This is a genomic window from Psychrobacillus sp. FSL K6-1464, from assembly GCF_038003145.1.
In the GTDB taxonomy this organism is placed as follows: Bacteria; Bacillota; Bacilli; order Bacillales_A; family Planococcaceae; genus Psychrobacillus; species Psychrobacillus psychrotolerans.
On the sequence record NZ_JBBOOP010000001.1, the window covers coordinates 2,404,613 to 2,429,706 of the forward strand.

General features: G+C 35.9%; 23 protein-coding genes. 1 reads left to right on the forward strand and 22 read right to left on the reverse strand.

Going from position 1 to position 25,094, the window contains the following annotated elements:
- Positions 1–349 precede the first annotated feature (349 nt).
- The 21 genes from MKX39_RS12150 to citZ all read right to left on the reverse strand — a co-directional run bounded on the left by MKX39_RS12150 (position 350) and on the right by citZ (position 23,450).
- Entirely contained in the window at positions 350–634 is a 285-nt protein-coding gene (locus MKX39_RS12150; RefSeq protein WP_340769707.1) for a DUF1294 domain-containing protein, read from the reverse strand.
- Between the two features lie 60 nt (positions 635–694).
- On the reverse strand, positions 695–1,054 hold the full coding sequence (gene rplT / locus MKX39_RS12155; protein WP_093536915.1) for a 50S ribosomal protein L20: 360 nt from the start codon (positions 1,052–1,054) through the stop codon (positions 695–697).
- A gap of 26 nt (positions 1,055–1,080) precedes the next feature.
- Positions 1,081–1,281 (reverse strand): 50S ribosomal protein L35, encoded by a 201-nt coding sequence (rpmI, locus tag MKX39_RS12160; protein WP_093536914.1) that lies wholly within the window; start codon positions 1,279–1,281, stop codon positions 1,081–1,083.
- Between the two features lie 29 nt (positions 1,282–1,310).
- Positions 1,311–1,832, reverse strand: a complete 522-nt coding sequence (gene infC / locus MKX39_RS12165; RefSeq protein ID WP_217646099.1) for a translation initiation factor IF-3 — start codon at positions 1,830–1,832, stop codon at positions 1,311–1,313.
- Positions 1,833–2,130: 298 nt separating this feature from the next.
- Positions 2,131–4,056 carry a threonine--tRNA ligase gene (thrS, locus tag MKX39_RS12170; protein ID WP_093536913.1) on the reverse strand — a complete coding sequence of 642 codons (1,926 nt, stop codon included), beginning with the start codon at positions 4,054–4,056 and terminating at the stop codon, positions 2,131–2,133.
- Between the two features lie 439 nt (positions 4,057–4,495).
- The gene (dnaI, locus tag MKX39_RS12175) at positions 4,496–5,434 is read right to left on the reverse strand and encodes a primosomal protein DnaI (protein ID WP_340762908.1); all 939 of its coding nucleotides are present in this window, start codon (positions 5,432–5,434) and stop codon (positions 4,496–4,498) included.
- Positions 5,435–5,443: 9 nt separating this feature from the next.
- The gene (locus MKX39_RS12180) at positions 5,444–6,799 is read right to left on the reverse strand and encodes a replication initiation and membrane attachment family protein (RefSeq protein ID WP_340771438.1); all 1,356 of its coding nucleotides are present in this window, start codon (positions 6,797–6,799) and stop codon (positions 5,444–5,446) included.
- Positions 6,800–6,849: 50 nt separating this feature from the next.
- Complete coding sequence (gene nrdR / locus MKX39_RS12185; protein ID WP_093536910.1) at positions 6,850–7,314, reverse strand: transcriptional regulator NrdR; 465 nt, start codon at positions 7,312–7,314, stop codon at positions 6,850–6,852.
- 121 nt (positions 7,315–7,435) lie between these two features.
- Positions 7,436–7,819, reverse strand: coding sequence for an adenosylmethionine decarboxylase (speD, locus tag MKX39_RS12190; protein WP_093536909.1), 384 nt, complete (start codon positions 7,817–7,819; stop codon positions 7,436–7,438).
- Positions 7,820–8,019: 200 nt separating this feature from the next.
- Positions 8,020–9,024, reverse strand: coding sequence for a glyceraldehyde-3-phosphate dehydrogenase (locus MKX39_RS12195; protein ID WP_093536908.1), 1,005 nt, complete (start codon positions 9,022–9,024; stop codon positions 8,020–8,022).
- Positions 9,025–9,499: 475 nt separating this feature from the next.
- The gene (gene coaE / locus MKX39_RS12200) at positions 9,500–10,096 is read right to left on the reverse strand and encodes a dephospho-CoA kinase (RefSeq protein ID WP_340769708.1); all 597 of its coding nucleotides are present in this window, start codon (positions 10,094–10,096) and stop codon (positions 9,500–9,502) included.
- A gap of 12 nt (positions 10,097–10,108) precedes the next feature.
- Positions 10,109–10,981, reverse strand: a complete 873-nt coding sequence (gene mutM / locus MKX39_RS12205) for a bifunctional DNA-formamidopyrimidine glycosylase/DNA-(apurinic or apyrimidinic site) lyase (RefSeq protein ID WP_340762911.1) — start codon at positions 10,979–10,981, stop codon at positions 10,109–10,111.
- A 12-nt stretch (positions 10,982–10,993) separates the two neighbouring features.
- Positions 10,994–13,621: a DNA polymerase I gene (polA, locus tag MKX39_RS12210; protein WP_340769709.1), complete on the reverse strand. Its 2,628-nt coding sequence runs from the start codon at positions 13,619–13,621 to the stop codon at positions 10,994–10,996.
- Between the two features lie 78 nt (positions 13,622–13,699).
- A complete protein-coding gene (hflC, locus tag MKX39_RS12215; RefSeq protein WP_340769710.1) occupies positions 13,700–14,680 on the reverse strand; it encodes a protease modulator HflC in 981 nt (326 codons plus the stop codon).
- Positions 14,680–15,675, reverse strand: coding sequence for an FtsH protease activity modulator HflK (gene hflK / locus MKX39_RS12220; protein ID WP_340769711.1), 996 nt, complete (start codon positions 15,673–15,675; stop codon positions 14,680–14,682). Before hflK ends, hflC begins: the two co-directional genes overlap by 1 nt.
- Positions 15,676–15,921: 246 nt before the next feature.
- Positions 15,922–17,136, reverse strand: coding sequence for a carboxylate--amine ligase (locus tag MKX39_RS12225; RefSeq protein ID WP_340769712.1), 1,215 nt, complete (start codon positions 17,134–17,136; stop codon positions 15,922–15,924).
- An 11-nt stretch (positions 17,137–17,147) separates the two neighbouring features.
- The gene (gene pnpS / locus MKX39_RS12230; RefSeq protein WP_340769713.1) at positions 17,148–18,680 is read right to left on the reverse strand and encodes a two-component system histidine kinase PnpS; all 1,533 of its coding nucleotides are present in this window, start codon (positions 18,678–18,680) and stop codon (positions 17,148–17,150) included.
- Positions 18,680–19,387, reverse strand: a complete 708-nt coding sequence (locus MKX39_RS12235) for a response regulator transcription factor (RefSeq protein WP_093536900.1) — start codon at positions 19,385–19,387, stop codon at positions 18,680–18,682. The genes pnpS and MKX39_RS12235 overlap by 1 nt, the downstream gene beginning before the upstream one ends.
- Positions 19,388–19,699: 312 nt before the next feature.
- Positions 19,700–20,638: a malate dehydrogenase gene (mdh, locus tag MKX39_RS12240; RefSeq protein ID WP_093536899.1), complete on the reverse strand. Its 939-nt coding sequence runs from the start codon at positions 20,636–20,638 to the stop codon at positions 19,700–19,702.
- 347 nt (positions 20,639–20,985) lie between these two features.
- A complete protein-coding gene (gene icd, locus MKX39_RS12245) occupies positions 20,986–22,251 on the reverse strand; it encodes an NADP-dependent isocitrate dehydrogenase (protein ID WP_093536898.1) in 1,266 nt (421 codons plus the stop codon).
- An 83-nt stretch (positions 22,252–22,334) separates the two neighbouring features.
- Positions 22,335–23,450 carry a citrate synthase gene (citZ, locus tag MKX39_RS12250; RefSeq protein ID WP_093536897.1) on the reverse strand — a complete coding sequence of 372 codons (1,116 nt, stop codon included), beginning with the start codon at positions 23,448–23,450 and terminating at the stop codon, positions 22,335–22,337.
- A 197-nt stretch (positions 23,451–23,647) separates the two neighbouring features.
- Between citZ and MKX39_RS12255 the strand changes: the two genes are divergently transcribed.
- Complete coding sequence (locus tag MKX39_RS12255) at positions 23,648–24,616, forward strand: AI-2E family transporter (RefSeq protein WP_175496239.1); 969 nt, start codon at positions 23,648–23,650, stop codon at positions 24,614–24,616.
- On the opposite strand, the gene MKX39_RS12260 is transcribed toward MKX39_RS12255, so the two are convergent.
- Complete coding sequence (locus tag MKX39_RS12260) at positions 24,594–24,989, reverse strand: FxsA family protein (RefSeq protein WP_245762673.1); 396 nt, start codon at positions 24,987–24,989, stop codon at positions 24,594–24,596. The two genes, MKX39_RS12255 and MKX39_RS12260, sit on opposite strands and share 23 nt — an antisense overlap.
- Positions 24,990–25,094: the final 105 nt, after the last annotated feature.

The window sequence follows — 25,094 nt, forward strand, 5'->3', positions numbered from 1 at the left end:
ATTTATTAAATAAATTCAATAAGAACAAAACAGTTGAAAAAATATTTGTTATGAAAATTATTTGGGATAGAGATGGTCTAATTAATTGGCATTTCATTTAAGAACCTCCCTAATGTCCTTAATTGAATATCTTCATCTTCTTTCCCGTTAATGTGAAAGAAGTCATTGAGTTCATATAGATTCATTATTTTTTTCTATTGTAGTTTTGTTACCTTGGCAATCTTCCATAGTCTATTATGTAATATTAAACATCCTTCATTTTCAATAAGCTCTTAAAGGTCATTTAATTAGTGGCGTTCAACACAGTTCTGTCTGCTCTGCGGAAACCAGTGCAAAAAAAAGACAGCCTCTATGCAATGATAGAGCTGTCTGTTGTGAATATGTAAAATATCAAAAATGCATATAAAATCAGTAGCATCAAAAAGCCTACTCGAAAATTTGTATGCTTCGTTTTATGGCGAAATAATTGCATTCCAACATATGCACCGATTCCTCCACCCATAATTGCAAGTGTCCAAAGGGTTTTTTCTGATATACGTTGGCCATTTTTTTTTGCCTGTGATTTGTCGTAACCCATTACAAAAAAAGCAATAATGGACATGATTAATATGAAAACAAGAATAACATTAGTCATATTTTCTGCTCCCTGTACAAAAAAAGCTGATAGAATCTCTATCAGCTTTTTTAACTTAAATTATTTTGCGATTGCTTTTTTAGCTAAATCTGCAAGTTGTGTGAATGCTTGAGTATCAGTTACTGCAAGATCCGCTAACATTTTACGGTTAACTTCGATTTCAGCTAACTTCAATCCGTGCATTAAACGGCTATAAGAAAGACCGTTCATACGTGCTGCCGCATTGATACGTGTAATCCATAATCTACGGAAATCACGTTTTTTGTTACGACGATCACGGTATGCATACATGAATGATTTCATTACTGCTTGGTTAGCAACTTTGTATAATGTATGTTTAGAACCGTAATAACCTTTTGCTAATTTTATAATTTTTTTACGACGATTTTTAGTTACTGGTGTGCTTTTTACGCGTGGCATGATTCATTACCTCCTGCTATCTGTTATTATTTCATGTAAGTTAATAAAGTTTTGATACGTTTGTAATCGCCTGAAGATGCTACTTTAGATTTACGTAGTTTACGTTTAGCTTTAGTAGACTTGTTAGCGAATAAGTGGCTTCCAAAAGCACGGTCATGTACTAATTTTCCAGTTCCGGTTTTTTTGAAACGCTTTGCAGCTCCACGGTGAGTTTTCATTTTCGGCATGTCGAATTCCTCCTAAACAATTGTACTCTTTATTGTTTCTCGTTTTTTGGTGCAAGCACTAAAAACATACTACGGCCATCCATTTTCGGTTTTGACTCGACAGTGGATACTTCCGTACAAGCTTCTGCAAATCTATCTAAAACTCGTTGTCCAATCTCTTTATGAGTGATGGCACGGCCTTTAAAGCGGATAGAAGCTTTCACTTTATCTCCTTTTTCAAGGAACTTTATCGCGTTTTTCAATTTCGTTTGGAAATCATGTTCATCTATTGTTGGGCTCAAACGAACCTCTTTCATTATGATGATTTTTTGATTTTTACGAACTTCACGATCTTTCTTTTGCTGCTCAAATTTGAATTTACCATAGTCCATGATACGAGCGACCGGCGGCTTGGCTTGAGGAGCCACAAGGACAAGATCCAAATTTACACGACCTGCAATTTCAAGTGCTTCGTTACGTGTTTTTAATCCTAATTGATCGCCGTTCTGATCAATAACTCGTATTTCGCGTGCTCGAATGCCATCGTTTACATACATGTCTTTGCTAATAATGATCCACCTCCAAATAGTGTCGCGAATACATGGTTTGGGCATAAAGTTCGTAAAAACGAACTAGTTACACCGTTTTGATCCATAAAAAAAGCAGACAGACATATGTTGTATGTCTGCCCGCCGATATGAGTACATGTAGAAAACTACATGTTACAGTCGATCACATGCTTACCAGTCAACAACACTTGTAGGTGTCAAACAGGTGAGAAGCGGGCAGCCTCTTCTTATACCGCAAACTTGTATTCAATAACCTTAATAACTATAGCATGTTGATACATTCATGTCAACACTAAATCTATTAATGTGCTACTTCTTCTTTCAAACGTTCTAAGAACTCCGCAAATGGAATACTTTCTGACTGTTGTTCTCCGTATTTACGAACGTTAACATTACCAGCTTCTAGCTCTTTATCTCCTAGTACAAGCATATACGGTATTTTTTGCATTTGAGCCTCGCGAATCTTGTAGCCTAGCTTTTCTTCACGGTCATCCATCTCAACACGGAGACCTGCAGCTACTAGTTGCTCTTCGATTTGTTTTGCAAATTCAAAATGCACTTCATTGGAAACAGGTATGATTTCTACTTGAACAGGAGCCAACCAAGTTGGGAATGCACCTTTATACTCTTCAATTAGGAATGCCACAAAGCGTTCCATTGTCGAAACTACTCCGCGGTGAATAACAACTGGACGGTGATGTTTGCCATCTTCTCCAATGTAATTTAAGTCAAAGCGCTCTGGTAATAAGAAATCTAGTTGAACAGTTGATAAAGTTTCCTCTTTACCAATAGCAGTTTTTACTTGAACATCTAATTTGGGACCGTAGAATGCTGCTTCATCTTCAGCTTCAAAATAATCTAAACCAAGCTCGTCCATTGCTTCTTTTAACATATTTTGTGCTTTTTCCCACATCTCATCATTATCAAAGTATTTCTCTTTGTTTTGAGGATCACGATAAGAAAGGCGGAAGGAATAGTCTTCTAAGTTAAAGTCTTTATAAACTGAAATAATTAATTCCACGACTTTTTGGAATTCTGATTTAATTTGGTCTGGACGTACAAATAAATGTGCATCATTCAAAGTCATACCACGAACACGTTGTAGGCCTGATACGGCACCTGACATTTCATAACGATGCATAGTTCCTAATTCGGCAATACGCAACGGAAGGTTTCTGTAAGAATGCATTCCGCTTTTGAACACCATCATATGATGTGGACAGTTCATCGGACGTAGCACTAATGTTTCATTATCCATTTCCATCGGTGGGAACATAGAATCTTGGTAATGATCCCAGTGACCAGAAGTTTCATAAAGCTCTTTCGATCCTAATACCGGTGTATATACATGTTTATAGCCAAGTTTTAACTCTTTGTCTACAATATAACGCTCAATAACACGACGGATAGTAGCTCCGTTTGGTAACCAAAGTGGAAGACCTTGACCAACTTTTTGTGAAGTTGTAAATAATTCTAGTTCTTTCCCAATTTTACGGTGATCACGTTCTTTTGCTTCTTCTAGCATATTTAAATGATGTGTAAGCTCTTCTTTTTTAAAGAATGCTGTACCATAAATTCGTTGAAGCATTTTGTTATCACTATTTCCACGCCAGTATGCACCAGCAATACTTAATAGCTTGAACTCCTTAAGCTTACCTGTTGACGGCACGTGAACACCACGGCAAAGGTCAAAGAAATCTCCTTGCTCATAAATAGAAACTTGTTCTCCCTCAGGGATTGCTTCTAAAAGTTCTACTTTGTATTCATCTTCTTTAAATTTGTCAAAAGCAACCTGACGAGATACATCATGACGAATAATTTCAATATTTTCATTAATAATTTTTTTCATTTCTTTTTCGATTAACGGTAGGTCTTCTGCAGTAATCGGTACCGGTGAATCAATATCATAGTAAAAACCATTTTCAATAACTGGCCCAATACCTAGTTTAACATCTTTGAAAAGGCGTTTAACTGCTTGTGCAAGTAAATGTGCCGAGCTATGGCGTAAGATTTCTAGCGCTTCGTCAGATTCAGGAGTAATGATTGAGATATCTCCATCCTCCATTATTGGTGATTTAAGATCGATTAGTACTCCACTAAGTTTTCCGGCAAGTGCCTTTTTACGTAATCCAGGACTGATCGATTGTGCTATTTCTTCTGTAGTTGTCGAAACAGGAAATTCCTTCACCGCTCCATCTGGAAACTTCAATTTAATAATTTCTGCCATTTTGAACACTCCTTTTATAATTAGAAAAGCGCAAGCGCCCGTTTTTAGCCCCGACAAGCACTGGAGCTAGACATTGTGAAAACAACAAAAAAACCCCATCCCTAGAAAGGGACGAGGTTAAAGTCGTGGTTCCACCCTTCTTCTGTCTATCCATTACTTAAGAAGTAATGATGAATGAAATAGACGAAGCTCTGCATCGGCTAACGGGCCGGTGACCGGTAATTGCTATATAAATTCACAATCACTGCTCGGAGGTGGTAAATCGATTGCCGATACTTAAGAAGCTTACAGCCAAGGCTTCTCTCTCTTAAAAGTCGTACAAACTGATTGTTGTCCTCTTCTTTGCATTTTAACTATTCTTATGAAAATAATTATACGCCACAGAAAAATCAATTGCAAGATAGAATCAATTTTCGCCCTGCCGTCTCCCTCTTTTTCATTAACTTTCTCTCCAATTTTTACCTTGAAGTGAGATTGGTGTCGTAAGTGCTTTAATCCGTTCCATAATTCGACCAGCTTTTACTACTTCCTTTTCCCCACGCTGTGTGAAAGATAAATGATGTTGTAATTCATCATAATTGAAGTTAGAAGACATAAAAGTTGGCAGTTGTTCCGACATTCGGTAATGCAGGATTGTCCCTAGTATTTCATCACGGGTCCAACTCGACATAATCTCCGCTCCAATGTCATCTAACATTAAAACAGGAGCACGTTTCACAAATTCAATCTTCTCAGCAAGTGAATGATCTTGAATCGCTTGTTTCATTTCTCTTAGAAATTCAGGTACATATACAACAACGGAATGAATATGTCTAGCGGCTAACTCATTTGCCAAAGCACCAAGTAAATAAGATTTCCCTACACCAAACTTCCCGTAAATATATAAACCTTTAGTTGGAAGTACGTTTGTACGCTCCCATTCATTCAAAAAGTCTTTAGCTGCGCGAACAGCAACTACCCTACTGCCATCCTCTAAATCTACTCCGGCAAGCGTTGCTTCCATAACCTCTTTAGGCATATGAATACTGTCAATCATGGAAATAACTTTCTTACGCTCGTCTTCAATAATGCCTCGTTTGCAACGAACAAAATTATTATCTATCAAATTTCGATCAAGGACTAGTTTAGGTTCATACCCCTTCATGTAATTCTGACACTGATCTAGCGATGGACAAGAACCACAATCATGGGATTGAGAAATAAATTCATATAACTTACTCAAACTACGATCGACTATCTCTTTATTAATATCTGAGGCGTTCTCCTCTAGAAACTTTTGCACTCTCGTGTCTTCCAAAACTTCTTTTTTCATATCGTTAAGTCGTGTAGTAAATTCAGGAGATATAACTCTTTTTAAGGTTTCATTTATACGTTCCACTTTTGCCACCTACCTTTTCAGCATGCCTAGCTCTGCTAATAATTTTTGCCGTTCTTCATCAATATTTTGTATTCCATTTGTATTTTTACCAGTTGATTTTTTCGTTTCCCCATCTTTTTTATAAAACCAATCAGGCACTTTTTCCTCGCGAGTCGGTTTTTTACTATATGTTTTTTGTGGAGAACCTTCATTTTTCCATTTTACATATTGTTCATGTTCGTTTCGGGCAAGCTCCATTGCTTCTTTGGCTGTTTTGACATTCTTCCTCATCCAATGAGAAGCAATTTTCTCTGCATAATTTTTCGTGAGTTTCATATCTGTACGTAGTAATACATATTGCAACAATACATTTACAACTCCAACTGGCATTTTAAAATGAGTAACAAAATGATTCGCCAACTGAACGTCTGCAAGAATTGGTTCTTTCCCATTCGCAATATCTTTTAATACAGATATCGGAGGCGTTGTTTCTAAATAATGTATTAACTCACCTTCTTTTGTTAAAGGCCCCGTAGGTTCAGAAGGTACAGTTTTTTTCTCAATCTTTTCAATAATAGGCGCTACTTTCGAAACAGTCAGCTTGTAATAATCTGCACACGCTTTCTTTAATCTCGCTTCGGATAAATGCAGATCATCATCTAACGCTAGTATAACAACTTTTTGCATTTCCACAGGACTTAAATTATATAAAAAAGAGAGTTTTGCAATTACTTCTTTCGCTTCTATTGTCATCGCTGATTTAGGCACTAATTGTTCTGAAAGACCTTCTTGAAGTAACGAAAAGTCAAAGTCATTATAATAAAAAGGAACAGAAGACTTTCTTTCCTTCGATTCGAAATCTTCATCGTAAGATACAGTATTATTCATTTTAGTAGACGGTTTAAATACATCAACAAAAGTTCTAGAGACGTCCGTGAAACCGTCATTCCAATTAGAACTTAGTATAAATCGATTACGTAGTTGTTTAAAGGCATTTTCTCCTACTTTATTGAGCAAAAACATAGAAAGTAATGGATCCTTTAAAAATGACTCAGCATCTAATGGTGCTGCAAGTTCATAATGGAATACACTTCCATCCTCCATTGTTTTTTTCCAAGTACGGAGAAGACCAATTGCTTCCAGAGCAAGACGGGCCTGAAAAATTTTCCCTATTGGCATTCCAAGGACATTCATCAGTTGATAATGTGACCATCGCTCTTTATCATTATGTTCTCCGTCTGCCCAAAGTGTTAAATACAAACTTATGCTTTCTGCTCCAACTAACGGTTGATAAAACAAAGTTAACAATTGCCGATCATAATCTGATAAAGAATATGGTAAGCGAATCATATACAAATCTGCTGGCTGTAGTTCTTTATATAACATCGACAATTGTATCTACTCCTTTATATTGATAAGTATTAAAATAATGCTATTTATAAGGAAGGGTTTTTCTTTAAAATTTCCTTTAATTCATCGATAAATACATTTATATCTTTAAATTGGCGATAGACGGAAGCAAAACGAACATAAGCTACTTCATCTACTTCTGCTAGCTGGTCCATGACAATCTCTCCGACGTCCTCTGACCTAACTTCTGCATTTCCCATTCTTCGCAATTCTTTTTCTATAGAGAAAACAATATTTTCTAGTCGTTCTAACTCCACTGGTCTCTTTTCACATGCACGAATTAGCCCACGCAATACTTTTTCTCGACTGAACTCTTCTCGAGAACCATCTTTTTTAATAACGATTAATGGTGTCTCTTCTACTTTTTCGAATGTGGTAAAACGAAATCCACATTCTTCGCACTCTCTTCTTCTTCGGATTGCCTTATTGTCATCCACAGGACGAGAATCGACAACTTTTGTGCCATTGTATTGACAAGTTGGGCATCTCATATAGATCTCTCCTAATTCTTCACGGTATTTTTATGTATGTATCTATTATAACAATATTCTTCTATAAAATCGAAAAAGCAGAGGAATCACTCCTCTGCTCACTCAGTCAGGTATAAATTTATTACGCTTGAACTGTCAAACGTGATGCAGGCTTTTTAACTGGTCCCATACCACGTGGCATTTCTAACGTTTCGCGAATTCCAGCGTTAAGAGCATCTGCAATATAGTTAGCTGCGATTGATGGATCCAAATCACCACATGTATACACATCAATGCTCGCATAACCATGCTCTGGAAAGCTGTGAATCGTTAAATGCGATTCGGAAATAATAACGACTCCACTTACACCTTGTGGCGCAAATTTGTGAAATGCAACTTCTCTAACTTCTGCACCAGATTTTAGTGCAGCATCAACAAATGTTTGTTCGATAAATTGCATATCGTTAAGTTTGTCGAAATCGCACTCCCATAGTTCTGCAATAATGTGACGTCCCATTGTTTCCAATGTCCGTTTCCCCCTTTGATAAGTTTATTTTTAACCTCAAAGTTGACTACCACGGGGGAAAGTTAGTCCAAAGAGGTCCTAACCCTTTAAGTAGTCGGTGTTCTAATAAAGTAACACGATTCTCATTATATGTTGTTTTACAGAATTATGCAAGAACTAATAAATCCTCTTTCTATCATCTAGAAAGAGGATAAGATAAATTACAGTGATAAAGCTACTTTTTTAGTAAGGTCCACTACTCTAGCAGAGTAACCCCACTCGTTATCATACCATGCAAGAACCTTCACTTTACGGTTACCAATTACCATAGTAGTTAACCCATCTACTGTAGTAGATAATGTAGAAGTATTAAAGTCGATTGATACTAGCGGCTCCATCGTAATTCCTAAAATCCCTTGCATTGCCCCTTCAGATGCTTTTACAAAAGCATCATTTACTTCTTCAACAGTAACATCCTTCTGTAAATCTACTACTAAATCTACTAAAGAGACATTCGGAGTCGGCACACGTAACGCCATACCATGAATTTTCCCTTGAAGCTCAGGCAACACAAGTGAAAGTGCTTTCGCAGCGCCAGTGGAAGTTGGAATGATTGATTGGCCACAAGCACGTGCACGCCTTAAATCTTTATGAGGATTATCGAGATTGTTCTGATCGTTTGTATATGCATGAACAGTCGTCATTAACCCATTTTCAATACCAAATGTATCATTTAATACTTTAACTACAGGTGCTAAGCAATTTGTAGTACAGCTAGCGTTTGAAATAATATGGTGAATCGATGAATCTAATTTATCATCGTTAACTCCCATAACAATTGTGGCATCTTCGTTTTTTGCAGGAGCTGTGATTATTACCTTTTTCGCACCAGCTTCGATATGTGCTTTAGCTTTTTCTCCATCATTAAATTTTCCAGTAGATTCAATTACAATATCCACGTTTAACTCTTTCCAAGGTAAATTTGCTGGATCTCGATCATCCACAATTTGAACACGCTGACCATCAATGATTAGTGCGTTTTCTGCTAATGAAATATCTCCAGTGAAAGTACCATGTGTAGAATCATATTTAATAAGGTGTGCCAACGTCTCTAATGGGTATCTCGCATTTATCGCTACCACATTTAAATCCTCTTGTGCTATTGCTTGACGAAAAACCATACGTCCGATACGTCCAAAACCATTAATCGCTACTGAAACTGTCATGTGAAAAGTCCTCCTGTAACTGTGTGATACTTAATTGTTTATAACCTTGAATTAGTATAACACATTTTCTTTATTGTGTAGCCCCTAAAGTATACATTATAAATGTTAGTATTTTCAAATAACTTTGCAGTTGGTTAGTGAACAGCTGAAGTTAGGAAAGCGAAAACCTGTTACTATAGTTTTTTGTTGGCTATGAATCGAATTATTTCTCTACTATTACCGAGTATTTTTAAAAGGCTGTTTATGACTAACGTCACAAACAACCTTTCTTTTTCCGAAAATATGATGGCATTTACCTGTACGCAAATCCTCTTCAACAATACTATTTAGGAATAATAGAAGGAAATTTTTCCTTATACATAGAAAAAGCATCTGAAGATACAAATTCAGACGCTTCTCTTCTTCTTTATTTCCACTTGCGAAAAAATAGTATCACTTTTCGAATTCTACTGCTTAAAATGTTATTAACTAACCTTTAGTTTGTTTGCTCCCAAATCGCCAATATTTTTTGCAATTGTTGTTTTGTTTCCTCGATGGTTTCATTATTATAAATAACCGCATCCGCACCTTCTTCTTTAACAGACAAAGGTAATTGTGATTGAATACGTAATCTGGCTTCTTCATGTGTAAAACCATTTCGAGCCATCAATCTTTCTAATTGTTTTTGTTCAGTTACAGTCACAACAAGGATTTTATCGACAAAAGATTGTAATCTACTTTCAAAAAGCAATGGTATATCCATAATAATTACTGGATTCCCTTGTTGCACAAGCTGTTGCCTTTGCACTAACATTTCTTCCCGGATAGCAGGATGCATAATATCATTTAACTGCTTACGTTTGGAAGGATCTGAAAAAATTAATGCCCCTAATTCTTCCCTATTTAACGTTCCATCCTCATGGATAACTTGTGTACCAAAAACTTCTTTAATTGTCTCTAGAGTCGCAGTTCCTTTTTCAACTACTACACGCGCGACAAGATCTGCATCAATAATGGGAAAGCCCATTTCCGATAACATATTCGCAACGGTGCTTTTCCCACTAGCAATACTTCCCGTTAATCCAATAATCATCTGGTTGCTCCCTTATTTTTGACATGCTGGGCAATAGGTAGATGTCCGACCACCGATTGTCTTCTGTTTCGTTTTCGTGCCACAGAATCCACATTCCTTTTTGCCATACATTTGAAGTCTATTTTGCATATTTCCTGCTCCGCCATTAATAGTACGATAATCAGAGATCGTACTACCCCCATTTTCTATACTATCAAGTAAGACAATTACAATTTCTTGAAACAAATGAATTTTCCGCTCTCTACTAATTCTTTTTACTGCCCGAGCCGGATGTATTTTCATACGAAATAATGCTTCTGTTGCATAAATATTGCCACAACCAGATACAACATGACCATCCATGATAAATTCTTTTATGGCCTTATTTTCGTATTTTGGCAATGCACTCATATGCAGAAAATGATCTAATGCATGCTGATCAAAAGGCTCAGGTGCCATTAATAGTAGAGGTGGGTAGTCCGCTTCTGTTTCTAAGAATCGCAGTTCGCCAAACCGTCGGATATCCGAATAGACTAACAGATCCCCTTCTTCAAAATAGATTGTAACATGCGCATGCTTTCTAAACTTAGCTTCTGTAATTTCATGCAAGTTTTTCACAGAAAACCATGCCCCTGACATGCCCAAATGCGATACAAGCATATAAGGGAGTCCATCCTTTAGAAGATGAAAATAAATATATTTGGACCTTCTTTCTAGATGGTCGATCTTTGTGCCAGGTAAAACTAGACAAAACTGCTCTACATCTAACCCTTTAATAATTGCTTCTTTACCAATTGCTTTGGAATTATAAATGGTTTCAGAAACTTCTACTGACTTAATAGTCTTTCCAGTTACAATTGGTTGAAGGGCGCGTAATACGCCCTCTACTTCTGGTAATTCCGGCATACAAGTTACCCCCTACTTCGTGTCATACCAAGATGAACCAAAGGCATAATCCACTTTCAAAGGTACAATCAGTTTAATAGCGTTTTCCATCACCTCTGGCACTATTTTTTCTAGCATTGCAATTTCCTCTGGTGGAGCCTCAAAAATTAATTCATCATGTACTTGTAGTAGCATTTTGGTCTGCATATTTTCTGATATTAATCTTTCCGCCATATCGATCATTGCTTTTTTAATAATATCGGCTGCACTCCCTTGAATTGGTGTATTCATAGCAGTACGTTCTGCAAAACTGCGGAGATTAAAGTTAGAACTTGTTATTTCAGGCAAATATCTTCGTCTATTCAAAATTGTTGTAACGTAGCCTGTTTGTTTCGCATCATGAACGATATCATCCATATATCCTTTTACACCTGGGAAGCTATTTAAATAATTCTCGATAAATGTCGCCGCTTCTTTTCTAGTAATATCTAGGTTTTGTGATAAACCATAATCACTAATACCATACACAATCCCAAAGTTAACTGCCTTAGCAGCACGGCGCATATCGGACGTTACTGCTTCCTGCTCCACATGGAATACATCCATAGCCGTTTTAGTATGAATATCCAAATCATTATTAAAAGCTTCTACCAGGTTTTCATCCTTAGACATATGGGCAAGAACACGCAATTCAATTTGAGAGTAATCCGCCGCAAACATTACCCATCCCGGTTGTGAAGGAACAAATGCTTTACGTATTTTTCTACCTTCTTCTAAACGAACTGGTATATTTTGAAGGTTTGGATTGATCGAACTCAAACGCCCAGTTGAAGTTAAGGCTTGTTGATATCGGGTATGGATCTTCCCATCATCTTCATGAATCTCTTTTAATAATCCTTCGATATATGTGGAATTGAGTTTACCTAATTGACGATATAGTAGAATTTGCTCTATTATTTCATGTTCACTTGCTAGTTTTTCCAAAACATCTGCTGCAGTTGAATAGCCCGTTTTTGTCTTTTTAATAGGGGTAAGACCAATTTTTTCAAATAGTATTACACCTAATTGTTTAGGTGAATTAATATTAAACGTTTCACCAGCTAACGCATAAATGTCTTGTTCAATCGCTCGTAACTTAATATTAAGCTCATGACCCATTTCTACAAGAATTTGTTTATCCACCAGTACCCCATCTGATTCCATCGTACCAAGGATAGATGCAAGCGGTAGCTCTATTTCTTTATACAACGCATATTGTTCATTTTCTTCCAGTTTTACTTCTAACTTTTCTTTCAAGTCCCAAATAGCCCTTGCTTTTCTTACGGCATGTTCTGCAATTTTCTCGATTTCGGGTGCGGTTTTTTTGGCACCTTTTCCATAAACACTATCGTTTGTCAGCAAGTTAAAATATCCAAATTCTTTTGCAATAGCCGCAACATCCTCTGAAGAAATAGCAGGATTTACTATATACGCTGCTAAAAGAAGGTCGAATTCCACTCCATGTACATTCACATTATGTTTTCTACTCACTGCTTGTGTCGCTTTGGAGTCTGCTAAATACTTTTTATTCGTAGCATTTTCTAACCAAGAACAAAAATCCTTCGACTGAAAAGCTATATCAGCAGGAGCAAAATAACCCTTTTCTCCATCTGATAAAGCAATACCTAATAATTCGCTTGTATGATATTGCCCATCATACATTTCTAAATGGACTGACATTACTTTATCTAATATTGTAGAGTCAATTTTTTCAACAATCTCGAATGCAACTTCTGTAGTTTCGGATTCCTCAGAAATATAGTCAGATTTCTCAAGAAGAGTTTTAAAAGCTAGTTCCTTCCAAACTTCAATTACTTCTTCCATATTAGGACCAGTATATGAAAGATCGTCTATAGAAATCTGTATCGGTGCAGCTGTTTCAATCGTAGCTAATGCCTTACTCATAATTGCCTGCTCTTCGTTGGCGATGAGTTTTTCCTTTAGTTTAACGCCACTAACTGTATCAAGTGCTTTATATAAATCCTCTACCGAACCATGTTCTTTTAAAAGCTTAATAGCTGTTTTTTCTCCGACACCAGGAACTCCTGGAATATTATCAGAAGCATCTCCCATTAAACCTTTCATGTCTATAATCTGTAATGGAGTTAAGCCATACTTTTCTTGTACATGTTCAGGTGTATATTTTTCAATATCGGTTATGCCTTTTCTTGTGATATACACAGTTGTTTTATCTGTTGCTAGTTGCGTTAAATCTTTATCACCTGAAACAATTACAACTTGCTGCCCTTTTTCGTCTGCACGCTTGCTCAAAGTACCGATAATATCGTCTGCTTCATACATTTCCAGTTCGTATCGCTTAATACCATAAGCATCGATTAACTTGCGTATATAAGGGAATTGTTCCGATAGTTCTGGTGGTGTTTTTTGTCTTCCACCTTTATAATCGCCAAAAGTAGAGTGACGGAAGGTCGTTTTCCCGGCATCAAATGCCACGAGCATATGAGTAGGATTTTCTTCATCCATAATTTTTTGTAGCATCATTGTAAAGCCATATACTGCGTTTGTATGTATTCCATGTTCATTTGTTAATAAAGGTAGGGCAAAAAAAGCTCGGTATGCCAAACTATTGCCGTCTAATAATAGGATTTTCTCGGTTGACAAATACATTCACTCCTTAATAATAAAAACCGTCATTCCCTATATCTTACCATGACAGTAAGGAGAATGACGATTCATATACTATTCTAGATAACCTGATAGGATGTTTGCATATGGTGAATCAGAAGGGATAATGATCATCGTTTCACTTCCAATTGTTTTCTTATAAGATTCTAAAGTTCTGTACAGTGAATAGAACTCGGGATCCTTTGAAAAACTTTGGTTATAGATTTTTGCTGCCTCTGCATCCCCTTCAGCCGCTATGACAGATGCTTCTTTATTGGCAGATGCCAACATTTCACGAACCTCGCGATCAGTTTCCGCTTCAATTCTACGTTTATCTGCATCTCCGGTAGAAAGGAATTTTTGAGCAATACTTTGTCTTTCTGAAATCATTTCATTGTATACAGATTGCTCATTTTCCAGAGGAAGATCTGTTCGTTTAATACGAACATCTATTACTTCAATTCCATAGTTATCTTTTTTCAATAACTCATTAACATGGTTTGTTATTTGATCATTCAAACTACCACGAGATGAATTTTCATCATTAATAATTTCACTATATTCTAATTGACCTAGCTCCGAGCGAACAACTGAGTAGATGAATTCCTCCATACGGGAGCCAGCTCCAACTAATGTACCCGCACTAGAGATCATCTCTTTTGGATTTACCACTCTCCACACTGCGTAATTATCAATAATGATTCGACGTTTGTCTTTCGTATTTATTTCTGCCTCAGATATATTATAATTCATTTGATATTTAGGTACTGTAGTGACAGATTGAACGAATGGTATTTTCATATGAATTCCGGGATTTTGTTTAATGTCTTTGATCTCCCCGAACTGACGAATAACTTTAAATTCTCCCTCTTTGACCACATAGATATTCACAAGGGCGATAATGAACAAGACAAAAACTAAGAAGATGGCGATAAATGACTTCGTATATTTTTTGTAATCTATCGGTTTTTTCTCTTTAGGAGCTTTACTTGCTTTGTTATCTACAGTCTTAAACTTTGCTTCTAGATTGGAGAATGGATTTTTGTTTTCAGTCATTACTTTCCGCTCCCTTCTTCTGTTTCTGTCTCTGTTTCAGTTGTAGTACTAGCTGGTGGAGTTGCTTGTTTAGTAGCTTCTAGTGATTGAAGAGGAAGATATTTCATCGTCCCACCATCATCATTCATAATATACAAATTAGCATTTGGTAGTACTGCATCTAATGTCTCCATAACTAAACGCTGTTTTGTAATCTCTTTGTTATTTTGATATTCTACATAGAGTTTATCAAATAGTGCTATATCCCCTTTTGCTTGTTCTATACGAGCGGTTTTATATCCATTCGCATTAGATATAATCGCATCTTTTTCACCTATTGCTTCACTTAACTTTTGGTTCTTGTATTTATCGGCCTGATTTACTTTTGTATTTTTCGTTTCTTCAGCGTCCGTTACCGCTGTAAATGCTGAACGAACTTCTGCATTGGGAAGCTCCACATCTTGTAGCTTCACTGTTAATACAGAGATACCAATATCGTACTTTTCTATTAACGAGCGCAGCAAATCATTTGTATCACTCTCAATTTGAGCTTTCCCAGATGTTAAAGCATCATCAATTTTAGAGTTCCCAATAATGGAACGTATCGAAGCTGAAGTTGCATCATGAAGTAGTTCTCTTGGATTTTCCGCGTTAAATAAATATGATTTAGGATCTGTTATTTTCCATTGAACGACTAAATCCGTTAAGACAATATTGTCATCCCCTGTAATCATTTTTGTATCCTTATCAAATGATTCGATTTCTCCATCAGCAGATTGACTATAACCAAATTTCAGACTAAACGTTTCTTTAGACAGTTTTTCTACTGTTTGAATTGGCCATGGCATTTTAAACTTCAATCCCGGATCCACTATTGGCTCACTCGCTTCACCAAATGTGATGACGATTGCTTGTTCCGACTCATCTACCGTATACCATGAAGTAAAAACTACAGAAATTAACATAATGCCAATTAAGCTCAAAGCGATAATAGTTAATAATCTTTTAGTACTCATATTATTTCCTCCTTTTTATGTATACTTCCTTTTACGGTTTAAGTTGGTAATTAGTTTCAAAATTAATAGAATACTTGTTTCCTTTACTTTTCTTGGGTTTTGTTTTTTAGTTGGAATAGGTTATTTGAGCCAAATAAAAAAAGCTAGCAAAAATGCTAGCTTTTTAGGTACATCGTTTGGAAAAGGGGTCTTTTTAAATATAGCAAACAATTGTAAACCCCTTGTGAATAAATTGTAAATATTTCCTTACCAATTATTATTTTTATACTTCTTATAATAATTGAACTGACGAGCAACTAAAAATAATTTACGCGTAAAATGCTTGTCCTTCTTGTAGAAAAGTGGATTTCCCCATTTACCAGACCTCAATAGCATTCTAACCTCTTGTTGAATCTCTTCATTTTCAACAAATTTCTTTAATACTATTTTAGGTACTACCGTAAACAAATAATGCTCATTCAACAAAGTAAGGGCTTTTTCCTTTTGATAAATAACATCATCTACAAAATATCTAGCCATATTATGTCCAAGAGCAGTTGTATAATAACTAGAACGACCTTGTCTAATATTTACTTCAAATACTTTGAACTTGCCATCTCGCTCATCAAATTTTAAATCGAAGTTAGCAAAACCTACATAACCGACTGCTTCTAAAAAGTGCTGTAGCTTTTTCATTAGTTCCTCATTATATCGAGTAATAAGCGCTGTATAGTTACCAATAGCAGTTACAGTATGCTCTTGTAGCACCACTTGTGCAAGAGTGCTAAGTTCAGCTTTACCTTTAGAATTCATATAAAATACGGAATCCCACATATATGTATCATCGCCTGGGATGTAATCTTGAATGATCAAGTCTTCCGTATAACCACTTGCATTTACTTTTTCTAAAATAGCATCTAGTTCCGCTTTAGACTCTACTCGATAAACTTTTTGCTGGCCAGGGAACTTGTTTTTATAATACATCACACCATTACTTGGTTTTATAATTAGCGGATAGAGTACTTCCTCTGTAAATGCCTCTTTTTTTGCACATGAATAATAATAAGTTTTCGGTGCATCAATTCCATGCTCTTCACAAAGCTTATAGAAATTTGATTTCACTAGTAGATTGTTCATTAATTCTTCTGACATATAGTTAAAAACATACATTTTCTTTAAAGCATCGGCATTTTCAATTATTAATCGCACATAAAAATCATTTGTTCCTATTAATAGCAATTGCTTATCGTTTGTTTTATATTTTTGTGCGACTTCAGAAAGTACTTGAACAAATGCAGATTTATCCCATAAGTTTGGCTGAATCTCAATATGTTCAATCACACTGCTCCATTTAGTAAAAGACATTTCTTCTTTACCTACTAATATTGGCTTAATATTGTATTCCTCATGAAAAGAAATTGCCATATTATAAGCATTCATATCTGTCCCAATAATTATTGGGATAAAGGGTTGGTTATTCATAAATACCTCCGTTATCTTTTAACAAGCGGAATAGATACCGTAAAGACAGTACCTTTTCCTACTTCACTATCTACTTCTAGTAAGCCATGATGCGCTTCCACTAGATGCTTAACAATTGCTAAGCCTAGCCCAGTTCCTCCCGAGTTTCTGCTCCTAGCTCTATCTACGCGATAAAAACGCTCGAATACTCGGTTAATCTCTTCTTTTGCAATTCCAATTCCTTCATCCTGAATACGTATTACTCCACATTTTTTAGTCTGACTAATGGTTATAGTAACAGTTTTATCTTCAGGGGAATAAGTCAGTGCATTCATCAATAAATTCATCGTTATTTGGATTAAACGATTTAAATCACCTAATACAAAGACTGGCTCTTCAGATATTATCTCCAGGCGCATATTCTTTTCCTCAACAATATGACTAGTCATTTCTTTACTTCGCGCAACGACATCCAATAAGTTGACCTTTTGTAAGTCTACTTCATATCCTACTTGTTCCACTTTGGAAAGATCTAACAAATCATTAATGAGCATTTGAAGTCTATTGCTTTCTTTATGAATTATCTCTAGGAAAGAAAGTAAAGTTTCTTCATTTTTATACGCTCCATACAATAATGTTTCGGAAAAGCCTTTAATACTAGTAACAGGTGTCTTCAATTCATGAGAAACATTTGCTACAAAGTCTTTTCTAACTTGCTCCAGTTTCACAAGCTCTGTCACTTCATGCATGACTATCACTATCCCAAGCCATTTTCCATGTTCACCGATGACAGGAGCTCCGTAAGCATCCATATAATAAGTATGTATGTTTTTCTTAATGGATATTTGTTCCCGGCTAGAAGCCTCAGTTAAAAATAGTTGATCAATGAAATCTTCAATTTTTTTAGGAAGCCCGATTTTATTAAATAGCTTTCCATCCACATCTTTAAACGAAATATCAAGCTGCTTAAGAAACGAACGATTTACGATCGTAATATAACCATTCCGATCAATCATTATAAGCGCACTACCCATATTCTCGATTAACGTTTTTAACCTCTCTTTTTCCGTTTCCCTCATGACCGATATATCATGTAGACTGCGTGCGAGTATATTAATAGAGTTGCTTAGCTTCGACATTCCAGAAAATTCATCTTCAAATGCACGAATTCGATAATTACCTCTAGCTAATTCCATAGCGGTTTCTGTCAGATGCTCGATTGGCTGAGCATACTTTTTGAAAATACTAGAACCTAAAAAGAGTGCAATGAGAAATGTAATAGCTAAAATGATAAACAAAAAAATCCATAAGGAATGAGGATTAAGCATCTCCGCTTGGTAAAAAGAAGTAGCTATCGTCTCACTAATATCTCTCTGTTCATCAACTGTTAGTCCTTTAGTTGCTAAGTCTTTAGATAATTCTTCTAATTTAATATTAATGACCTTTTCGGAAGCGTTTTTTGCATAAATAGGAAAAAGCTGCCCAAGTACTAGTCCTAGACAAGCTAATATTAACCCTATCATAATAGAATAAGTTCTAAAAAGTTTGGAATGAAATGATTTCATTAGCTCTTAGGCTCCTCAAACTTGTATCCTAATCCTCTAATTGTTTTAATGAAATGAGGTTTTCTACTATTAACTTCAATTTTGTCTCGTAAATGGCTAATATGTACATCTACTATGCGAGTGTCACCTGCAAAATCATAATTCCAAACGGCACTTAATAGCTGATCTCTTGTTAAAACTCGATTTTTGTTTTCGATTAAATAGACAAGTAATTCGAATTCTTTTGGCGTAAATTCAATGACTTCATTGTTTAAAAGTACTTCGAAACGTTCTGGAAATACTTGTAGTGGACCGAAAGTATACATTTCTTCTTTTGTTTTCTCTTGTTTTTTCTCAGTAGAAATGCCAGAACGACGGATCATAGCTTTAACTCGTGCTGTTACTTCTCTAGGACTGAATGGCTTGGTCATATAATCATCTGCACCTAGTTCAAGACCTAATACTTTATCGAATTCTTCATCTTTAGCTGTTAACATGATTATTGGAATTTGCACCTTCTTAATACGAAGCTCTTTACAGACCTCCATGCCATCCATATGAGGCAACATCCAATCCAGTAAAATCACATCGGGCTTTTCTTCCAAGGCTTTATTAAGCCCCTCTAAGCCATCATTTGCTGTTATGACTTCAAAGCCTGCTTCTTCAAGATTATATTTTAAAAGAGTTACGATTGAACTTTCATCATCCACAACTAATACTTTTCTCATTTTATCGGCCTCCAAGGTTGATTTGAAACCCCCATTCCAAATCGATGTTAGCTACAATATTTGTTACTTTTCTATAATCGGATGCAGTACAGGAAATTCGCCATCCATAACACTTTCATTTTGAGCTAGCATTGTACCTTATACTAATTCTATATTAACAATAAACCAACGCAAAGCGCAAGGTGATGATAGGACCTGTTAAGTGTTGGAGAACTTATGGCTAAAGACACTTTATCAAGCAGTAAGCTATTCTTTTTTCCTCAATAAAAAATCGAGTAGGTTTCCCCACTCGATTCATGACAATTATTATTATTATGCTAAGACTTTCATAACCGCCTGAACGGCTTCTGCTGATTTGTTTAATAATGCTTTTTCTTCTTCTGTTAACTCAAGTTCGATAATTTTCTCGATACCACCAGCACCCAATACTGTTGGAACACCAAGGTAAATTCCATCCATACCATATTCACCTTCTAAATATGCAATAGATGGTAATACTCGTTTTTGGTCTTTCAGAATTGCTTCAGCCATTTCTACTAAAGATGCAGCTGGAGCATAATAAGCAGAACCATTACCAAGAAGATTTACAATCTCCGCTCCACCCTTACGAGTACGATCTACAATTTCCTCTAAGCGAGTAGCATCAATTAAAGTTTCTAATGGAATTCCACCAGCGAATGAATATCTAACTAACGGTACCATATCGTCCCCATGCCCACCAAGTACAAACCCAGTTACATCTTTTACGGAGAGGTTTAATTCTTTCGCAACGAATGTTCGGAAACGAGCAGTGTCAAGTACTCCCGATTGGCCAATTACACGTTCTTTTGGAAGGCCAGATTCCTTATAAACTGTATAGGTCATTGCATCCACAGGGTTCGTTAAAACTAATATTGTCGTATTAGGAGAATATTTTACGATTTCAGATGTAACAGATTTCATCACTTTTTGATTTGTCTGCACTAAATCATCGCGGCTCATTCCTGGTTTACGAGCGATACCAGCCGTAATAATTACTAAATCCGAGTCTTTCGTATCTTCATAACTAGAAGTGCCTATGATATCAGCATCAAAGCCTTGGACGGGTCCCGCTTGTGCCATATCCAAAGCTTTACCTTTAGTAGCATTTTCGGATTGTGGAATATCTACTAAAACAATATCACCAAGTTCCTTTTGAGCAAGTAGAAAAGCAGTTGTTGCACCTGTAAATCCGCCACCAATTACTGAGATTTTACTTCTTTTCAATGTCATTAGAAAACACTCCTTTAGTTAAGTATTAGTAGAATCCGGCAATAAGATGCCTGTTCTATATGGTCAAATCCTAATTCGACATATGATTTTACCATTATATTTACTCTGTCTACTCTTACCATCTAAGCGAAAGGCTATGCCCTCTCTTATACGCCTTCGTGACCAACATCCTGTTGGCCTGAGGAGGCTCGGCCTCGGAAAGCGGCCGCCTGAAGCGAAGATCTGCATTATTATTTATTCTGAAACATCTTGAACCCAGTGTTCAATGCACATTTTTAAATATTTTCTTGTCTATTAAAGAAAAGGAAGGGAATATTCCCTTCCTTTAAACCAAGATTCAATTGATATTACATGTTTTTAATAAGTTCATCAGCGAACTCAGAACATTTAACTTCTTTAGCGCCATCCATTAAACGAGCAAAATCATAAGTTACCACTTTAGCAGCAATAGATTTCTCCATTGAATCCATGATAAGTTTAGCAGCTTCGTTCCATCCTAAATGCTCAAGCATTAAGACACCTGAAAGAATAACAGAAGATGGGTTAACTTTGTCTAAACCAGCATATTTAGGAGCTGTACCATGAGTAGCTTCAAAAATAGCATGTCCAGTTACATAGTTAATGTTCGCTCCAGGAGCAATACCGATACCACCAACTTGTGCAGCAAGTGCATCAGAAATATAATCTCCATTTAAGTTCATTGTAGCAACTACATCAAACTCTTTTGGACGAGTTAAAATTTGTTGTAAGAAGATATCAGCAATAGAATCTTTCACTAAGATTTTACCAGACGCAAGTGCATCAGCTTGTGCTTTATCAGCAGCTTCAGTTCCTTGCTCTTCTTTAATTTGATCGTATTGGTTCCATGTAAATACTTTATCACCAAATTCTTGTTCTGCTACTTCGTAACCCCAAGTTTTGAAAGCACCTTCAGTGAACTTCATGATATTCCCTTTATGAACTAAAGTTAAAGAAGTACGACCTTCTTTAATAATATAGTTAAGAGCAGCACGAACTAAACGTTTTGTACCCTCTTCAGAAATAGGTTTGATACCAAGACCTGAAGTTTCTGGGAAACGAATATTTTTAACTCCAAACTCAGTTTGTAAGAAGTTGATAAGTTTTTTTGCTTCGTCTGTACCTTGTGCATACTCAATACCAGCGTAGATATCTTCAGTGTTTTCACGGAAAATAACCATATCAGTATCTTCAGGACGTTTAACCGGAGATGGAACACCAGTGAAATAACGAACTGGACGTAGGCAAGTGTATAGATCAAGTTCTTGACGTAATGCTACGTTTAATGAACGAATTCCTCCACCGATTGGTGTAGTTAAAGGTCCTTTAATAGCGATTAAATATTCATTAATAACATCTAAAGTTTCTTGAGGAAGCCATTCGCCAGTTTTATCGAATGCTTTTTGACCAGCAAGAACCTCTTTCCATTCAATTTTCTTTTCGCCATTATAAGCTTTTTCTACTGAAGCTTCTAATACACGTGACGCTGCAGCCCAGATATCTGGACCCGTTCCGTCTCCTTCTATAAAAGGAATTACCGCTGTGTTTGGTACGTTAAGTACACCGTTTTCTACTGTAATTTTACCTGTTGTCATTTGTTATTTCCTCCTACCATCATAATCATAGGGCAGTAAACACAAAAGTGTTTAAGCCCTATCTTACTAAGATAATACTACTATTATCTTTCTTCAATTGGAATATACTTTTGCATTCCAGGTCCAACATATTCTGCACGTGGACGGATTAAACGATTGTTTGCATATTGCTCAAGAATATGAGCACTCCAACCAGATACACGTGATACTGCAAAAATAGGTGTAAATAGATCATGATCAATTTTCAACGAATGATAAACAGATGCAGAATAGAAATCTACGTTTGGTGGTAAATTCTTTTGTCCTGTAACTATTTCTTCGATACGAATAGACATATCATAAAGTTTAGATTCACCATTTAGTGTAGTTAGTTTCTGAGACATTTCACGTAAATGTTTTGCACGTGGGTCTCCTTTTCTATATACACGGTGACCGAATCCCATAATCTTAACTTTGTTATCTAATTTATCTTTGATATAAGCGTCCACATTATCAAGTGTACCAATTTCTGTTAACATTTTCATTACTTGTTCGTTTGCTCCACCATGCAATGGTCCTTTTAAAGCTCCAATAGCTGCTACTACACCAGAATAGATATCTGAAAGTGTAGCTACACATACGCGAGCAGTGAATGTAGAAGCATTTAACTCATGATCTGCGTGTAAAACAAGTGCTTTATCAAACGCTTCAACTTCTATATCCTGTGGTAATTCTCCGTGTAACATGTATAAGAAGTTAGCTGCATATCCCAAATCTGCTTTAGGTGCTACAGGCTCTAAACCTTGACGAACACGTGAGAATGCTGTCACTAATGTCGGCATTTTTGCTTGTAATTTAATAGCTTTTAAGTAATTTGCTTCGTCGGACATATCTTCTGCTGCATCATCATATAATGCAAGCATAGAAACTGTTGTTCTAAGAGCTGTCATTGGATGTACGTCATTGATAGGGAATGTTTTGAAATGATTCAAAACTTCTTGTGGTACAGCCATATTGTCAGCTAATTGCTGTTTCAATTCAGCTAATTCTGTCGCATTTGGAAGGCGTTTATGCCAAAGCAAGTAAACTACCTCTTCAAAGCCCGCATTATTTGCTAAATCATCAATATCGTATCCAACATATGTAAGTGTATCATCGATGATTGAACTGATTGACGTCTCTGCCGCTACAATTCCTTCTAAACCTTTAGTTGTTGTCATATCATAGTCTCCCCTTTACAACATAAATCTACTGATCAAATCTTTATAAATCAGAAGAATTATATGTATATATTAATGTTCCTAGCATTGCTTACTTAATCAGTATAATCAATTTTGGCGTTTTTGTGAATGAAAACGCTTAAGTTTGTTGAAATTTATCTTTAAATCTCCTAATTAATTGAAAAGATTGGATGAAAATGATTACTCTACAAGAAAATAAAAAAGATTTCTTATTACAATGGCTACCATTTGGAATAATTATACTAATATCATTTGTTGCTTACCCTCTCACTTTGGCAATTATTGGAGGTTATTTTCTTTTTCCCTTAACTAATTTATTACATAAAAAATTTAAACTCCCAGTTTTCTTAAGTGTTTTACTCACAGTTATTTTAATATTAGGTAGTTTTTTAGTCGTATTATTTTTTCTCATTCAGACATTTATTGATTTAATACCTTTTTTACACGAGCATGTTGTTTTGTTGCCAGTGATGGAATTACAAAGTCATCCTGTATTTACGATGTTTGAAGGTAAATTTCAAACAATACTAAATAAGCTATTGAATGATTTATTATTAAACGTAACCCATTTACCATCTTATTTTTTTGAAATCTTTTTGTTTAGTATTGGATTGTTTTTTTCCTTGTTCGAATCTATAAAAGACCGCGAATGGTTTCTAGTTTACTTTCCAAAAAAAATGAGAACTCTTTGCCACAGAGCCTTGCTTAAATCTTCCACTGTAGTAAATCAGTTCATTCACGTGGAGCTTAAACTATTTGTTTTAACGTTCATTTTAATTGCTATTGGATTCTCGGTACTAGGATTGCATAACCCAATTAAATATGCTTTTCTAATCTCTTTAGTCGATAGTATTCCTTTTTTAGGTACAGGCTTGATATTGATTCCGTTAAGTATTTACTTCTTTTTAATGGAGATGCAAATGGTAGGCACAATTGTCTTGCTTTTATACCTTTTTGTTCAGTTAACCAGACATATCGTCGAATCAGTACTCTGGTCCTCCACCACACAAATAAAGGCTGTCCACGTCTTTTATTTGAGCGCAGCAGCCATTTTAATCTTTGGTTTTATAGGAATTTTGTTTAGTCCATTTATTTATCTATTCGCCCACAAATGGGAGAACTTTACGAAGACTTCATCACAATAACTTGACCGTTTTTCATCTTCTTGCGAATCCATCTATAAACAAGCGGTTTAAATAAATTACGGGTTGGAGCAAACAAAAGCATGAACCCAATAATATCGGATATAAATCCTGGAAGTACAACTAAAATAGCTCCGATAAATATACTTATACCATTTATGGCAGCTTCACCGGGCGCTTGATAGTTTTTAACGCTTTCCGATACTTCACGAAATGCTTTTAGGCCCTGTCTTTTTGCAAAATATCCGCCAATTACACCACTTGCAATGATCAATAAAAATGTGTATCCCGCTCCAATAGTTTTCCCTGATAACATGAGGAGATACAATTCAATCGCCGGGATTAAGATAAACAAACCAATAATCCATTTCATCATTTCACCTTCCTTTAATAAATGCGCAGGGCATCTTCTATGTTCATAACCTGTTTCCAGCGTTTCCGAAATACTCTGTACAGATTGGTTGCTATAATATTATCGATT

Coding starts and splice junctions, on each gene's coding strand:
- mutM (WP_340762911.1), bottom strand. CDS start 10,981: ATGCCGGAATTACCAGAAGTAGAGGGCGTATTACGCGCCCTTCAACCA.
- rplT (WP_093536915.1), bottom strand. CDS start 1,054: ATGCCACGCGTAAAAAGCACACCAGTAACTAAAAATCGTCGTAAAAAA.
- MKX39_RS12255 (WP_175496239.1), top strand. CDS start 23,648: ATGATTACTCTACAAGAAAATAAAAAAGATTTCTTATTACAATGGCTA.
- MKX39_RS12235 (WP_093536900.1), bottom strand. CDS start 19,387: ATGAGAAAAGTATTAGTTGTGGATGATGAAAGTTCAATCGTAACTCTT.
- hflC (WP_340769710.1), bottom strand. CDS start 14,680: ATGACTGAAAACAAAAATCCATTCTCCAATCTAGAAGCAAAGTTTAAG.
- thrS (WP_093536913.1), bottom strand. CDS start 4,056: ATGGCAGAAATTATTAAATTGAAGTTTCCAGATGGAGCGGTGAAGGAA.
- nrdR (WP_093536910.1), bottom strand. CDS start 7,314: ATGAGATGCCCAACTTGTCAATACAATGGCACAAAAGTTGTCGATTCT.
- MKX39_RS12195 (WP_093536908.1), bottom strand. CDS start 9,024: ATGACAGTTTCAGTAGCGATTAATGGTTTTGGACGTATCGGACGTATG.
- coaE (WP_340769708.1), bottom strand. CDS start 10,096: ATGATTATTGGATTAACGGGAAGTATTGCTAGTGGGAAAAGCACCGTT.
- rpmI (WP_093536914.1), bottom strand. CDS start 1,281: ATGCCGAAAATGAAAACTCACCGTGGAGCTGCAAAGCGTTTCAAAAAA.
- hflK (WP_340769711.1), bottom strand. CDS start 15,675: ATGAGTACTAAAAGATTATTAACTATTATCGCTTTGAGCTTAATTGGC.
- MKX39_RS12260 (WP_245762673.1), bottom strand. CDS start 24,989: ATGATGAAATGGATTATTGGTTTGTTTATCTTAATCCCGGCGATTGAA.
- mdh (WP_093536899.1), bottom strand. CDS start 20,638: ATGACATTGAAAAGAAGTAAAATCTCAGTAATTGGTGGCGGATTTACA.
- pnpS (WP_340769713.1), bottom strand. CDS start 18,680: ATGAAATCATTTCATTCCAAACTTTTTAGAACTTATTCTATTATGATA.
- icd (WP_093536898.1), bottom strand. CDS start 22,251: ATGACAACAGGTAAAATTACAGTAGAAAACGGTGTACTTAACGTACCA.
- citZ (WP_093536897.1), bottom strand. CDS start 23,450: ATGACAACAACTAAAGGTTTAGAAGGAATTGTAGCGGCAGAGACGTCA.
- MKX39_RS12225 (WP_340769712.1), bottom strand. CDS start 17,136: ATGAATAACCAACCCTTTATCCCAATAATTATTGGGACAGATATGAAT.
- MKX39_RS12150 (WP_340769707.1), bottom strand. CDS start 634: ATGACTAATGTTATTCTTGTTTTCATATTAATCATGTCCATTATTGCT.
- MKX39_RS12180 (WP_340771438.1), bottom strand. CDS start 6,799: ATGTTATATAAAGAACTACAGCCAGCAGATTTGTATATGATTCGCTTA.